13 protein-coding genes are annotated in these 14,264 nt (G+C 60.2%); 6 read left to right on the top strand and 7 right to left on the bottom strand.

Translation table 11 applies throughout. From position 1 onward, the window contains the following. Nucleotides 1-2: 2 nt before the first annotated feature. The 5 genes from pflB to tdcA form a co-directional block, all read right to left on the bottom strand. The gene (pflB, locus tag R0140_RS09680) at nucleotides 3-2,297 is read right to left on the bottom strand and encodes a formate C-acetyltransferase (protein WP_012541300.1); all 2,295 of its coding nucleotides are present in this window, start codon (nucleotides 2,295-2,297) and stop codon (nucleotides 3-5) included. Between the two features lie 28 nt (nucleotides 2,298-2,325). Then, complete coding sequence (gene tdcD / locus R0140_RS09675) at nucleotides 2,326-3,531, bottom strand: propionate kinase (RefSeq protein WP_012967795.1); 1,206 nt, start codon at nucleotides 3,529-3,531, stop codon at nucleotides 2,326-2,328. Between the two features lie 27 nt (nucleotides 3,532-3,558). Next, the gene (tdcC, locus tag R0140_RS09670; protein ID WP_004200322.1) at nucleotides 3,559-4,890 is read right to left on the bottom strand and encodes a threonine/serine transporter TdcC; all 1,332 of its coding nucleotides are present in this window, start codon (nucleotides 4,888-4,890) and stop codon (nucleotides 3,559-3,561) included. A gap of 25 nt (nucleotides 4,891-4,915) precedes the next feature. Then, nucleotides 4,916-5,905 carry a bifunctional threonine ammonia-lyase/L-serine ammonia-lyase TdcB gene (tdcB, locus tag R0140_RS09665; protein ID WP_002910762.1) on the bottom strand — a complete coding sequence of 330 codons (990 nt, stop codon included), beginning with the start codon at nucleotides 5,903-5,905 and terminating at the stop codon, nucleotides 4,916-4,918. 93 nt (nucleotides 5,906-5,998) lie between these two features. Next, the gene (tdcA, locus tag R0140_RS09660) at nucleotides 5,999-6,937 is read right to left on the bottom strand and encodes a transcriptional regulator TdcA (RefSeq protein ID WP_008804334.1); all 939 of its coding nucleotides are present in this window, start codon (nucleotides 6,935-6,937) and stop codon (nucleotides 5,999-6,001) included. Between the two features lie 179 nt (nucleotides 6,938-7,116). Here tdcA and R0140_RS09655 point away from each other — a divergent pair, with 179 nt between their 5' ends. From R0140_RS09655 to R0140_RS09630, 6 genes are all read left to right on the top strand, one after another. Next, complete coding sequence (locus tag R0140_RS09655; protein WP_162494490.1) at nucleotides 7,117-7,257, top strand: hypothetical protein; 141 nt, start codon at nucleotides 7,117-7,119, stop codon at nucleotides 7,255-7,257. 437 nt (nucleotides 7,258-7,694) lie between these two features. Continuing rightward, nucleotides 7,695-8,783 (top strand): ABC transporter ATP-binding protein, encoded by a 1,089-nt coding sequence (locus tag R0140_RS09650; protein ID WP_317703973.1) that lies wholly within the window; start codon nucleotides 7,695-7,697, stop codon nucleotides 8,781-8,783. Beyond that, entirely contained in the window at nucleotides 8,776-9,405 is a 630-nt protein-coding gene (locus tag R0140_RS09645; protein WP_023341812.1) for an ABC transporter permease, read from the top strand. The genes R0140_RS09650 and R0140_RS09645 overlap by 8 nt, the downstream gene beginning before the upstream one ends. Continuing rightward, entirely contained in the window at nucleotides 9,405-10,073 is a 669-nt protein-coding gene (locus tag R0140_RS09640) for an ABC transporter permease (protein WP_004203269.1), read from the top strand. Before R0140_RS09645 ends, R0140_RS09640 begins: the two co-directional genes overlap by 1 nt. Nucleotides 10,074-10,133: 60 nt before the next feature. Further along, complete coding sequence (locus R0140_RS09635) at nucleotides 10,134-11,033, top strand: ABC transporter substrate-binding protein (protein WP_080923656.1); 900 nt, start codon at nucleotides 10,134-10,136, stop codon at nucleotides 11,031-11,033. Beyond that, nucleotides 11,011-12,408, top strand: coding sequence for an LLM class flavin-dependent oxidoreductase (locus R0140_RS09630; protein WP_309145977.1), 1,398 nt, complete (start codon nucleotides 11,011-11,013; stop codon nucleotides 12,406-12,408). The genes R0140_RS09635 and R0140_RS09630 overlap by 23 nt, the downstream gene beginning before the upstream one ends. A gap of 47 nt (nucleotides 12,409-12,455) precedes the next feature. Here R0140_RS09630 and R0140_RS09625 read toward each other — a convergent pair whose 3' ends face one another. Together R0140_RS09625 and R0140_RS09620 are read right to left on the bottom strand one after the other, a co-directional pair. Continuing rightward, complete coding sequence (locus R0140_RS09625) at nucleotides 12,456-13,256, bottom strand: phosphate/phosphite/phosphonate ABC transporter substrate-binding protein (protein ID WP_032741198.1); 801 nt, start codon at nucleotides 13,254-13,256, stop codon at nucleotides 12,456-12,458. Continuing rightward, nucleotides 13,249-14,235 (bottom strand): fatty acid desaturase, encoded by a 987-nt coding sequence (locus R0140_RS09620; protein ID WP_008804327.1) that lies wholly within the window; start codon nucleotides 14,233-14,235, stop codon nucleotides 13,249-13,251. The genes R0140_RS09625 and R0140_RS09620 overlap by 8 nt, the downstream gene beginning before the upstream one ends. Nucleotides 14,236-14,264 lie beyond the last annotated feature (29 nt).

Below are 14,264 nucleotides of genomic sequence, written 5' to 3'. Positions count from 1 at the left end.
GCTCAGAGTTGGCTGGTGAACGTTCGGGAGATCACATCCTGCTGCTGCTCGCGGGTCAGCGCGTTAAAGCGGACCGCATAGCCGGAGACGCGGATCGTCAGATTCGGATACTGCTCCGGGTGTTCTATCGCATCGAGCAGCTTTTCCCGGTTCAGTACATTGACGTTGAGATGCTGTCCCCCCTCCACCGTCTCCTCGTGATGGAAGTAGCCGTCCAGCAGCCCCACCAGGTTGTTTTCCTGCGCCGACGGGGCTTTGCCGAGGGCCGCCGGCACGATGGAGAAGGTATACGAGATGCCATCTTTGGCGTAGGTAAACGGCAGTTTCGCCACCGAGGTCAGCGACGCCACCGCCCCTTTGCGGTCGCGGCCATGCATCGGATTGGCCCCCGGGGCGAACGGCGTCCCCGCCCGACGTCCGTCCGGCGTATTGCCGGTTTTCTGTCCGTATACCACGTTGGAGGTGATGGTCAGGATCGACTGGGTCGGCACCGCCTGGCGCCAGGTGGGGAGCGCCTGAATTTTGCGCATAAAGCGCTCCACCAGGTCGCAGGCGATGGCATCGACCCGATCGTCGTTGTTGCCGTACTGCGGATAATCGCCCTCAATGACAAAGTCCACCGCCAGCCCGTGGTGATCGCGCACCGGCTTCACCCGGGCGTACTTTATCGCCGACAGCGAATCCGCCGCCACCGACAGGCCGGCGATGCCGCAGGCCATCGTGCGGTAGACGTCGCGGTCGTGCAGGGCCATCAGCGCCGCCTCGTAGCTGTACTTATCATGCATACAATGGATGATGTTCAGCGCGCTGATGTACTGCACCGCCAGCCAGTCCATAAAGTGGTCGAGGCTGGCCATCACGGTGTCATAGTCCAGCACCTCATCACGCAGAGGGTCGGTTTTCGGCCCCACCTGGATCTTCAGTTTCTCATCCACCCCGCCGTTAATCGCGTAGAGCAGCGTTTTGGCGAGATTGGCGCGGGCGCCGAAGAACTGCATCTGCTTGCCGATCACCATCGGGCTAACGCAGCAGGCGATGGCGTAGTCGTCGCTGTGAAAATCGCTGCGCATCAGATCGTCGTTCTCATACTGCAGCGACGAGGTGGCGATAGAGACCCGGGCGGCATATTTTTTAAACGCCACCGGCAGCGCCTGCGACCAGAGCACGGTCAGGTTCGGCTCCGGCGCCGGTCCCATGGTGTGCAGGGTATGCAGGTAACGGAAGGTGGTTTTACTGACCAGGGTGCGGCCATCCAGCCCCATACCGCCCAGCACCTCCGTCGCCCAGATGGGATCCCCGGAGAACAGCGTGTCAAATTCCGGGGTGCGCAGGAAACGCACCATGCGGATCTTCATGATGAAGTGGTCAATGAGCTCCTGGGCCTGCTGTTCATTGAGCCGACCCGCCCGCAGATCGCGTTCGATATAGATGTCGAGGAAGGTGGCCGTGCGCCCCAGCGACATGGCACCGCCGTTCTGCGACTTCACCGCCGCCAGGTAGGCGAAGTACAGCCACTGCACCGCCTCCCGGGCAGTGCGCGCCGGGTGGGCGATATCGCAGCCGTAGCGGGCCGCCATCTCCTGCATCTGCTGCAGCGCGCGCCGCTGTTCGGCCAGCTCTTCGCGCAGGCGCAGGGTGGCCTCCAGCGCCTCGCCGCGCTCAAGGGCTGGCTGCAGGTCGGCAAACTGCAGCTCACGTTCGCGAACCAGATAGCGGATGCCGTACAGCGCGACGCGGCGGTAATCGCCGATGATCCGTCCGCGACCATAGCCGTCCGGCAGCCCGGTCAGCACCCCCGACTTGCGACAGCGCAGCATATCCGGGGAATAGACGTCAAATACCCCCTGATTGTGGGTCTTGCGCAGCGCCGTAAACTGATACTCAAAGGCGGGATCCATTTCGCGGCCATAGGCCTCGAAGGCGCTTTTGATCATATTGATGCCGCCAAAAGGATGCAGGGCGCGCTTCAGCGGCTGGTCCGTTTGCAGGCCGACGATCTTTTCCAGCGGCTGGTTGATATAGCCCGCCGCGTGGGCGGTGATGGAGGTGGCGACATTGGTGTCGAAATCCACCGGCGCATGGGTGGCGTTCTCGACGCGGATCCCGGCCATCACCTGCTCCCAGAGGGCGGTGGTCGCTGGCGTCGCGTCGGCGAGGAAAGACTCATCGCCCTCGTAAGGGGTGTAGTTATGCTGAATAAAGTCGCGGACGTCGATCTGCGTTTGCCACGCCGTACCGCGAAAGCCCTGCCAGGCCTCGGCGTATCGTACATCCTGGGTATCGATATCTACTTTCATGAACATCGTCTCTCTACAGAATAAAAAGTCAGGCCAGCGCCGCCGTGTGGATCCGCCCTAAGCGGATCGCATCTAGGGCAATCATGCGCTCTTCATTGGTAGGTATAACCGCGCAGCGCACCCGGCTGGCGTCGGCGGAGATCAGGCGTTCGCCGACCGAATTCGGCTGTTGGTTGCGGGCGACGTCCATCTCAAGGCCAAAGACCGCCAGCCGCTCGCTCACCAGCCGACGGATTAGCACCGAGTTCTCGCCAATCCCGCCGGTGAAAATAATGCCGTCGAGACGCTGCAGCGCCGCGGCGTGACCGGCAATATGACGGGCGATGCGATGGACAAAGGTTTTAATTGCCAGGCGGGCGCGGGCATGGCCCTCATGCCACGCCTGCTCCAGCACCCGCAGGTCGGAGGAAAGGCCGGAGATCCCCAGCAGGCCGGAGGCGGTGTTGGCCACCCGCTCCAGGTCGCTGAGGGTCTGCCGGGTCTCCCCGGCAATCCACGCCATGGCGCCGAAGTCGACATCGCCGCTGCGGGTGCCCATCATCAGCCCCTCCAGCGGCGTCATTCCCATCGAGGTGTCCACGCTGCGGCCGTTGCGCACCGCGCAGATCGAGGCGCCATTGCCCAGGTGGGCGATCACCAGGCCGCTCTCCTGCTCCGGCAACCCGAGCAGCGCCAGGGCGCGCCGGGACACATAGCGGTGCGAGGTACCGTGGAAACCGTAGCGGCGTACCCCGAGGTTCTGGTAATACTCCCACGGCAGACCATAGAGAAAAGCTTCCGGGGCCAGGGTCTGGTGAAAGCTGGTATCAAAGACCGCCACCTGCATCACTTGCGGGAACAACCGCTGCGCCGAGGCGATGCCGCTGAGACTGGCGTAGTTATGCAGCGGGGCCAGGGACGATACCTGGCGAATGTTATTGATAACCTCCTCGCTAATAATGACCGACTCGGTGAAGAGGTCGCCGCCGTGGGCAACGCGGTGGCCAATCAGGGCCACGCTGTCGATGAGGTCGCGTTGGGCTAATGCCCCGGCAATCGCCTGCAGGGCGCCTTCATAGCCGCGCTGCGCCAGCGCCACCGGCTCGCCGCCGTTGAGCGAGAGAAACGCCCGTTCCGCGTTGATGCCCTCGGCCACGCCGTTCAGCAGGCAGTCGCAGCTGGCGGCGTCCAGGACGGAAAATTTGATCGACGACGAGCCGCAGTTGATCACCAGTACTACCGGAAATTCAGTCATGTTGTACTCCGCGTGGCCTGAGCCGGATTAGAACAGTTTGTAAACGATGTTGAGGATGGTCAGCAGACCAATGGCGGTCACAAAGAGGTTATCGAGACGTCCACGGTATTTGGCCAGCGAAGGCGCTTTACGAATGGCGTACATCGGCAGCAGGCACAGCAGCGAGGCGATAATCGGCGCGCCCATGGCCTCAATCAGGTCGAGGATATTGGGGTTGGCATACGCCACCACCCAGGTCGAGCCCATGATGAACACCATGCTCAGGGTATTGAGCTTGCCGCTGGAGACCCGGGTTTTATCCCCTTTATAGCCGAAGCGCAGGATCAGACCGTTCAGCCCCTCGAGGGTGCCGAGATAGTGGCCGAAGAACGATTTGAAGATGGCCACCAGGGCGATGATCGACGCGCCATACTCCAGCAGGGTGGCAAACGTGGATTTGGTGCCCGACATCGAGGCAAAGTGGTTCGCCAGATAGGAGAGCACCGGGATATTTTGCGCCTTGGCGTCCGCCATGTTCTGCGGCGAGAGGGTAAACAGGCAGCTGAAGGCGAAGAACATCACCACCGCCACCATCAGCATGCTGGCCCGGGAGATGATCTGTGAGCATTTGCGTTCGGTATACTCCCGGCCAAACTGCGCTTCATACTCTTCGCGTTTGGAGACCACAAATGAGGAGACGATCGGCGAGAAGTTAAAGGAGAACACCATGATGGAGATGCCCAGCCATACCGTCACCAGAATGCCGTCGTGACCGGTTAAGGCGATATCGCTGAGGTTGACCTGGTCAATCACCGCGCTATTCCAGTAAGGGATCAGGGACAGGGAGATCACCACCAGGCTGGCGATAAACGGCCACACCAGATAGCTCATCACCTTGACCATCAGGTCTTTACCAAACCAGATGACAAACGCCATCAGCAGCAGCAGGAGCAGCGCCACCACCCCGCGGTTGAGGGCCGGCATCTGCAGCTGGTTCTCCCAGAAGGTCATGAAGGTATTGGTGATCGTGACGCCATAAATCCACAGCAGCGGGCAGATGGCGAAGAAGTACAGAAAGGTGATCACCACCCCGCCGGTTTTGCCAAAATGCTCTTCCACCGTTTCGGTGATATTGCCGGAGGGGTTAGCCCCCGACAGGCATAGCCGGGCCAGCGCCCGATGGCAATAGAAGGCGATGGGATAGGCCAGCACCAGCATCACCAGGATCGGGATCAGCCCGCCGAAGCCGGCGCGGATCGGGAAAAACAGCACCCCGGCGCCGATAGCGGTGCCAAACAGGCCCAGGGTCCAGGTGGTGTCAGATTTACGCCAGGACGAAAGGCTTGTCTGGCTGGATGCAATGCTCTCAGTCGTACTCATATCCTGTCCTCACTTATGTATTGAATTAAGCGTCAACAAAACCCGTAATTTGCGATACCCGGGAGAGATCGATATTGCCCCCGGAAATCAGGCTGACCGTTTTGCGGTTCTGGATATAGCTGTCTAGTTTGCCGCTTAATAACGCGGCGCAGGCCAACGCCCCGGCCCCTTCGGTGATCACTTTATTGCGCTGAATTAAGGCGACCATGCTCTGGCGAATGTCGTCCTCACTGACCAGGACGATGTCATCCACCAGCTGGCGGGCGATTTCATAAGTCAGTTTCCCTGGCCGGGCGACATCGCAACCATCGGCTAAGGTGCCGGCGTGGCGATGGCTGGTGATCTCCCCGGCATACCAGGAGGCGGCCATCCCGTGAACATTTTCTGACTGCACGCCAATAATGCGGATCGTCGGGTTAATGGATTTAATCGCAATCGCGATGCCGGCAATTAATCCCCCGCCGCCAATCGGCACGATGACATTATCCACGTCATACAGATCTTCTAATATTTCGAGACCAATCGTTCCCTGCCCGGCAATAACCTGCGGGTCGTCATAGGGGGGAATAAAAATACGGCCCTCAAGTTCAACAATATCGCTGGCTTTGGCGAGGGTATCGTTAAAGTTATCGCCATGCAGGACTACCTCTGCCGAATAATCGCAGGTGGCGGCGACTTTCGATTTCGGCGCCCCTTTCGGCATCACCACTTTCCCGTCAATGCCGAGCATGGCGCAGGAGAGCGAGACCCCCTGCGCATGGTTGCCCGCCGAACAGGCCACCACCCCTTTGCGTTTTTCCGCCGCGGTTAAACCGCAGAGCTTATTAAACGCGCCGCGAATTTTAAATGAGCCCGTGCGCTGCATATTTTCGAATTTAAGGAATATTTCCCCCTGGCAGCGTTCGCTAAAATAATTCGAGCGGGGCATGCCCGTTTTATATATTTTTCCCGCCAGGCGTTGCTTCGCCTCGAGAATATCGTCAATGGATACCGGAAGATCGTAGGTAATATGCATGATGGCCTCTGTATCTTAATATAAAGTCAATGACCGGGCGTCATCCTGCTGATAACAGCGAGGACGTGTGTTGGGTTATTTAATCAATATCAGTCAGGCAATTTCTATTGGCTGCCAGTGGCGGTTTCCCTGCCCCGAAGAGTACTGTTTCGCCATCTCCACCAGCGACGCCGCCGCGGTTTTAAGCCGATAATTCTTCGACCATACCGCCGCATAGCGCGCCACCGGCAAGGCCTCTTTAATGGGGATGGTGACAAACTGGCTCGAGCCGAACGGCGTGGTCATGTCGCAGGGGATCACCGTCAGAAAATCGGCATTGAGTACCAGGTTATAGATCGTCACCACCGAATCGGTATTGACGATATTTTCGCGGCGGATGCCGCTGCGCTGCAGGGTGGCCAGCAGTTCGCTGTAATAGCCCATATTGGTCTCCGGCAGCACCCACTGCTCATGCTGGAGCGAGGCCAGACGGACGGTGCCGTTGCCGATCCGCGCCCGGTTCGCCACCAGCACAAACTCAGACTCAAACAGCGGCTCGACGTGCAGGTCCTGCAGTTTCATCTCATCGCTCAGCGTCCCGATGGCGAAGTCGAGACGCCCGTCGCGGATCGCCGGTAAAAAAGCGGAGAGCTGCGCTTCATACATCGATACCCGCGCCTTCGGGAAGGTCATTTTAAACTGATGCACCATCTCCGACATAAAGGTAAACCCGACCAGCGAAGGGAAACCAAAGGAGACATCCACCACCGCGCTGTTGGTCAGAGCATTCATTTCATTGACCATATTTTTCATTTCACGGGTGATCGCTTCTGACCAGTTGAGAAATACCTGCCCGGCCTCGGTGAGCGAGACGCCGGTATTTCGCCGGACGATTAATTCGCTGCCAAAATAACTTTCCATGTCACCAATGATTTTACTAACCGCCGGCTGAGTGAGTCCTAACGCTTTTGCTCCGGCCCCGATTGACCCACTGCGGATCACTTCCTGGAAAACCACCAGATGCTGTGTTTTAGGCAGAGAAAAAGTATTCATCGCGTCTCACTTTCATTCCTTTGTTGACGGCGGAAAGTGTAACAAATCGCGATCACCGGGTTATGTGAGAGCTCTCACAAAGGCTCCGCCGCGGAGGATAAGCAGGAGCCACGAGTCAGAATAAGTAAATTAAAATCAACAAATTACAAGCATCATAAACGCTATTTGCGCGCCTTTTACTGTGGTCGAATGCGGGGATAAAAATAATTGATGGCGATAACATCGACAGCGAAATGGCGATAAAAAATACGCCTTTTGTACGTTATTCGACCCGCGCTATCAGGGTGAGAAGAAAGCCGAAAATTAAATTAATGCTGTAAACAATAAAAAGCAGACGTAATAAACGCCGTTATTTAACGACAAGCCGGTCGGGCATCACATTTTATCCCCGGCGGTTGGGCAAAATGCGCGGTCATTATTTACACGATAGAAACATTAAATTCACAATCTTGTTTTTGTTTTGCGGCGGACGGCGCTGCTTTTTCCGCCATATCGCAGGCGGTCATACTTTGATTAAAATCAACCCTGGTAATTTATCTTTTACGGTGGCCGCTTGAGAGTCATTTGTGTTGCCGATCACAAATCCATAAAACAACTTCCCGGCCTCTCTTCCATAGCAACTGATTAACCAGCTTTTCACTATGCAAATGCAAATAACGTATTTGCCCTCCCCGCAGGCGCTCTGTAGTTTGAGCCAGGATCCCGGCGCCACTTTATCCGGGTCAGGACTTTATTATTCAGAGTGTTGAATTCCGCCATGATTAAATTAACGCATCTTTTTAAAACCTATCCAGGCAGCGCCCAGCCGGCCATTCGCGACCTCAGTCTGGATATTGATCATGGCGAATTCTGCACCTTCGTCGGCCCGAGCGGCTGCGGAAAAACGACTATCCTGCGGATGATTAACCAGCTGGATATTCCCGACAGCGGCGACGTCTATATTCAGGGGGTCCGCCTCGCTGACGCTGATATTATCCAGATCCGCCGCCAGATCGGCTTCGTGATGCAAAGCGCTGCGCTCTTTCCCCATCGTACCGTGGCGCAAAATATCGCGACCGTGCCGCGGCTGGCGGGCTGGAGCAAAGCGCGGATCCGCGCGCGGATTGACGAACTGGTGGCGCTGATGTCGCTCGATAGTCATCTGCTGCACCGCTATCCGCATCAGCTCTCCGGCGGCCAGCAGGGTCGCGTGGCCATCGCCCGAGCCATCGCCGCCGATCCGCCCATTTTACTGATGGATGAGCCTTTCGCCGCCATCGACCCGGTGGTCCGCGAACGCCTCCAGGATGAGCTCTTGCTCCTGCAGCAGCGGCTGCAGAAAACCATTGTATTAGTGACCCACGATATCAATGAAGCGATCCGTCTCGGCGATAAAATCGCCATTTTCCAGGAAGGCGGCGTGCTGGCGCAGTTTGATACTCCCGACCGTATTCTGGCCCACCCGGCGAGCGAGTTCGTGCGCCGCTTTATCGGCCCGGAACCCAATCTGAAGCGGCTGGGCATGATACAGGTCGGCCAGTTGCCGCGTCACGATGTCCCCCTGCTCGACGAAGCGCTGACGCCGCTCGCCAGCGCCCATCCACCGCTGGCCAGCCCGTTGCGTCTGGTGCTTGACCGCCAGCGACGCCCGCTACACTGGTTCGATCCGCAGCGGGGCCTCACCCTGCCGGTGGAGCGCCCGCTCGCCAGCAGCCACAGCCTGCATTTTGCCTATAGCGCGCTGCTCGACGTGGCGACCGGCGTGCTGGTGCATGTGGATGACGAAGGACAATACCAGGGGGCGGTATCCCACACCCTGCTGCAGCAGGTGCTCGACGGCGCGGTGGGGGTGCGATCTCATGATTGACTGGAGCTGGGTTATCGATAACCGCGCGATGATCGGCGATCTGCTCTGGCAGCATGCGCGGATGGTCCTGCTGGCCCTGCTGTTCGGCTCCCTGCTCACCGGCGGCCTGTTAGCGGTGACCTTACGCTGGCCCGCAACGGCGCAGCCGCTCATCACCCTGTGCGGCGTGCTCTTTACCATTCCCTCGCTGGCGCTGTTTATTTTATTGCTGCCTTTTACCGGGCTGTCGCTGACCACCTCGCTAATTGGCCTGACGCTGTACTCGCTGCTGATCCTGCTGCGCAACGTGCTGGCCGGCATGGAGAAGCTGCCGCAGGCGGCGCTGGAGTCCGCGCGGGCGCTCGGCTATACCCGCGGGTTCCGCTTCTTCGATATCGAGCTGTGGCTGCTACTGCCCTCTCTGTTTGCCGGGCTGCGCATTGCCTCGGTGACGCTGGTCGGCCTGGTCACCGTCACTGCGCTGATCGGCCAGGGCGGGCTGGGGCAGCTGCTGCTGGCGGGTTTTAATCAGGACTTTCTGACGCCGATTGTCGTTAGCCTGGTCCTGAGCCTGCTCCTGTCGCTGGTCTTTGACGGGCTGATTGCCCGTCTTGGCGACTGGCTAACGCCGTGGACCGAATGATGACGCTGCTTCTCGCCACCTTTCACTGGCTAACCCAGCCGGAGCACTGGCTGGGCGACGAGGGCATCTTGCTGCGCCTCGGCCAACACCTTTATTACGTGCTGGTCAGTATGGCCGTGGCCTGCGCCATTGCCCTGCCGCTCGGCATCGCGCTGGGCTACTGGCGCAAAGGCGCCTTCGTGGTGATTAACCTGTTTAATCTTGGCCGCGCCATCCCTTCGTTAGGGCTGATTTTATTATGCATCATCGTTTTTGGCTTTAACGATATCCCGGTGCTGGCGGCGCTTATTGCGCTCTCGATCCCGCCCATCCTCACTAACACCTGGGTGGGGATTTATCACGCCGATCGCCCGCTGTGCGATGCGGCCATCGCGCTGGGCATGACCCCCTGGCAAAGCCTGTGGCAGGTGCGGATCCCCCTGGCGGCGCCGCTGATCCTCGCCGGTGTGCGCACGGCGCTGGTTCAGCTTATCGCCACGGCGGTGGTCGCGGCCTATGCCGGTCTGGGCGGGCTGGGACGTTTTCTGATCGACGGCCTCGGGCAGCGGGATATCCCGCAGGTGATCGGCGGCTCGCTGGTGGTTTCCCTGCTGGCGATAGGCGGTGAACTGCTTTTCGCCCGCTGCGCCGGCCGCCTGGTTCATCGCCGTATTGCCGCGCCTTATTAGCGTGAAACTGACATGACCCCTGCGCCTGGGTCTGATTAACCTGAAAATAAAAGAGGTATTATGAAGCAATTATTTTGCAAGGCCGTCACCGCCCGTCGATTTCGTCTCTCGCTGCTGGCCGCCGGGCTCTTCAGCCTGAGCGTTAGCAGCCTTGCCGCCAGCGTCACGGTGGGCGGGGCCAACTTTACCGAAAGCTCCATTCTCGCCAACATCTACGCCAGCGCGTTAAAGAAAAATCATATCGAGGCCAACACCCGTCTCAACCTTGGCAACCGGGAAATTATTATTCCGGCGCTGCAGAGCGGTGAGATCGATATCGTCCCGGAATATCTTGGCGCCCTGCTCAATTTCTATAACGGCAAGACGGAGGCCACCAGCCAGCAGGCCGTTAGCGCTGAGCTGGCCCAGGCCCTGCCCGCCGATTTCACCCTGTTGACCCCGGCCCCGGCCACCTCGATCACCGCCTGGGCGGTACGTGCCGAGACCGCGGAGAAATACCATCTGCGCACCCTCTCCGACCTGAAGCCCGTCGCCCCGCAGTTGGTGATCGGCGGACCACCGGAGCTGGCGGTACGCGCCCTGGGCCTGCCGGGGCTGAAGCGCGTCTATGGCCTTGAGTTCAAAGCGGTGAAATCGCTGGACATGGGCGGGCCGCTGACCCGGCTGGCGCTCAATTCGGGCAAAATCGACGTCGCGACGGTCGTCTCCACCCAGGGCAACCTGGCGAAGGAGAAATGGGTGGTTCTGGAAGATGATAAACATGAACAACCGAGTCAGAATGTGGTGCCGCTGGTGCGCAAAGCCAGTCTGACGCCGGAGATCAGCGCCGTGCTCAATGAGGTTTCCGGCAAGCTGGACAATGCCACGCTGATTGCCCTCAACCAGCAGGTGGATCTCCAGCATAAAGATCCGGCAGCCGTCGCCGAGCAATGGGTTAATGCTAACCTCCCCCAACACTGACCGTCACCCCGCCACGGATGGCGTTCAGCCGCGAGTCCACGCTATGTCTACCCGACACATGATCCTGAACCTGTTCTTTTATAACCCGCAGGGGGATTACCGTTTCTCCTGGCGTCACCCTGACGCACCAGAAGCGGAAATATTTACCCTCAACTATTACGCCAGTCTGGCGCGCAAGGCCGAAGCGGCGACCCTCGACGCTATCTTTGTCGCCGACCATATCGCGGTGTGGGATACGGTGCCCAGCGGCCTGACCCACTATGCCAACGCCCGGCTTGAACCCCTGACGCTGCTCTCCGCCCTCGCCGCGGTGACGGAGCATATCGGTCTGATGGCCACCGCGTCGACCTCCTATAACGAACCCTATAACCTGGCGCGCTACTTTGCCTCGCTGGATTTCCTCAGCAATGGCCGGGCCAGCTGGAATGTGGTGACGTCGTGGCTGGAAGAAGAGGCGGCAAACTTCGGTCTGGAGCAGCTTCCCCGCCACGGCACCCGCTACCAGCGGGCCAATGAATTCATCGACGTGGTCACTCGCCTGTGGGATTCCTGGGAAGATGGCGCGGCGATCTTCGATAAAGCGCACGGATTATTCGCCGATGCCGGCAAGGTGCATCACCTCGACTATCAGGGCGAGTACTTTCGCGTGCGCGGCCCGCTCAACGTCCCTCGCCCGCCGCAGGGCCATCCGCTGCTGGTGCAGGCCGGCTCTTCAGAGGCGGGAAAAGCGCTGGCCGCCGCCTGGTCTGATATGCACTTCGTGTTTATTCACTCGATCGCCGAAGGGCTGGCCTATCGCGAAGAGATGAACCAGCGGCTGCGCCAGCACGGGCGCGATCCGGCCCATTTCAAAATTATCGCCGGGGTCCTGCCGGTGGTGGTGAACTCCAGCGAGGAAAAGGCGGCCCGCCAGCAGCTTAACGAGCAGCTGATGAGCGACCAGATGGCTATCGACCTGCTCTCCTCTTATCTTCGGATGGATCTCAGCACCCTGCCACGGGACCAACCCCTGCCGCCGCTCCCCGATGAAGAGAGCTTTGATGGCATCCGCACGGCGCTGAAGCTTATCCGCCAGTACGATCCGCGGCTCACCCTGCTGGAGTTGGGGAAATTGTTATTACAGAGTTCCGATAGCTGGCTGCTGCTGGGCAGCGCCGAGGAGATTGCCGCCGCCTTAACGGAGACCTGGCAGGCGGGCGCCGCCGATGGGTTCAACCTGATGTTCCCGCTGCTGCCGGGAGACTTTGACCGCTTTGTTGACCAGGTGGTGCCGATTCTGCAGCGTAACGGCGTCATGCGCGATCGCTACCCGCCCGGCACCCTGCGTGAAAAGCTCGGTCTGCCCGCGGTGGAAAACCGCTTCACCGCGCCGTAGCCCGACGTGGCCCGCCCCGGCACAGACCGCTGGCCGGGGCATTTTACCTATAGCTGGCTGACTCCCAGCGCCGCGGCCTCATCCCGCCACGCCAGCAGCGGCGCATAGGCCTCCCGCGGCATATCGCTATAGCCGCAGATCAGCAAGGCATCGCACAGGGGACGATAGCGCGCATCGCTCACTAACTGCTGGAGCGCCTCGCGCAGGCTATTCAGCGTCGCCGCCGGAGTGGCGCCGGCGGTGATCAGCGGCAGCCCTGGCGCGGCCGGGCTCCAGCCGATCGCCACCAGGCCTGCCAGGGCCTGCGGCTGATGGCGCTGCAGCAGCGCGTAGGTCACGCAGTCGATGGCGGCGATATCGGCGTTTTCCTGCTGCAGCTCGCGCAGCGACTGCCGATGGCTGCCGCTGAACACCACCTCCGAAAAAAATCGCCCCTCCCGGGAGAGCGGCGCGACCATTTTACGCAGCACGTTGTAGCCGGACTGCGAGTGCTCGGCATTGCACGCGGCCCGACGGCCAAAAAAGTCCCCCAGCATCCGATGACTATCCGCTTCGCGGGCCACCAACAGGCTGCGGTAGCGGCGCCCTTCACAACCGGGCGCGGCGTAGTGGAAACAGCCCACCGTCTGCACCTCCGGCAGCTGGGTCACCAGCGGGTAGCCGCAGGTCTGGCTCAGCAACAGCGTCGGCTGGCGCCAGTGGTCCAGCAGATCCTCGGGGTCAGCCGCCGGAGGATCTCCCGTCACGGTCACGCCGCGTTCGGCCAGCAGCGACTGCACCGCCTGCCACAGGGCCTGGGTCTGTTGACGGTGGATGGCATACATCGGAAAGGTCATGCGTTCAGCCATGTTCTCCTCCCGCTTGCGCCTGCTCGCCAAAGCCCGGATGGGCGTTCACCGCCACCGCCCGGCGGCCAAAATGGCGTCGCCACTCGCCGTACCCACGCACCAGGAACCCCTGATTACGCTGCAGATAAGCCGTCTGGCGATGCAGATACAGCTGACGTAAAGCGTACCAGGGGACCCCTGGCAGGTCATGATGCACCGCATGGTAGTTGAGATTGAGGAACAGCACCCGCCAGGGGAGCCCGGCCTCGTTGATCACCGAGCGGGCCAGCGGGTCATCCGCGGCGCGGTGTTCGAGAAAAGAGCGTACTTTGGTCAGGGCCAGCGCCGGGTAGCTCACCGCCAGCACAAACCACAGTGGGGAAAAACCCTGCGCCGCCATCCAGGTCAGCAGGCCCGTCAGCAGCAACAGATGCAGACTCCACATGGCGATAGCGCGGCGGTCACCCTCGCGGAAAGCCCGCAGCGCGCGGTTCAGGGTGTGAATAATATCCATCAGCGGCGCCAGCAGCAGACGCCCCCAGAAGGTGTTGCGCAGGTGGATAAGACGGCGCTGCCAGGCTGAGAAGCGCTGCCAGCTTTCCGCCGTCACATAGTACGATTCGGGGTCGTCCTCGGGGTGCGTCAGCAGATGGTTGCGATGGTGCGCCAGGTGGCTGTCGCGGTAGATGCCATAGGGATACCAGACCGCCAGCGGCAGCGTCCCCAACAGCTGGTTAAACCATGCCAGCCGGGTGGGATGCCCATGGATAAGCTCGTGCTGTAAGGACATATACCAGGTGGTAAACCAGATCAGCAGCAGCGTGGCCGGCATCAAACCCAGCGTCTGCCAGCCCGCCACGCAGGCAAACCAGCCGCCGTAAACCGTCACAATCAGCAGCCATGTCGGCAGCTCGCTGCGCCACAGCCAGCTGCGCGCCAGCTGGCGGATCAGGATGCGCTGTTGATCATCCACATAGACAGCCGTCTTCTTTTCCGTCACTTCCGATACCTTGCCGTGTTGCCTCATTC

The sequence above is a fragment of the Klebsiella sp. w6 genome (genome assembly GCF_033100215.1).
Taxonomy (GTDB): Bacteria; Pseudomonadota; Gammaproteobacteria; order Enterobacterales; family Enterobacteriaceae; genus Klebsiella; species Klebsiella variicola.
The sequence above is the reverse complement of the archived record's forward strand: the minus strand, read 5'-3'. Positions and strand labels throughout refer to the sequence as shown.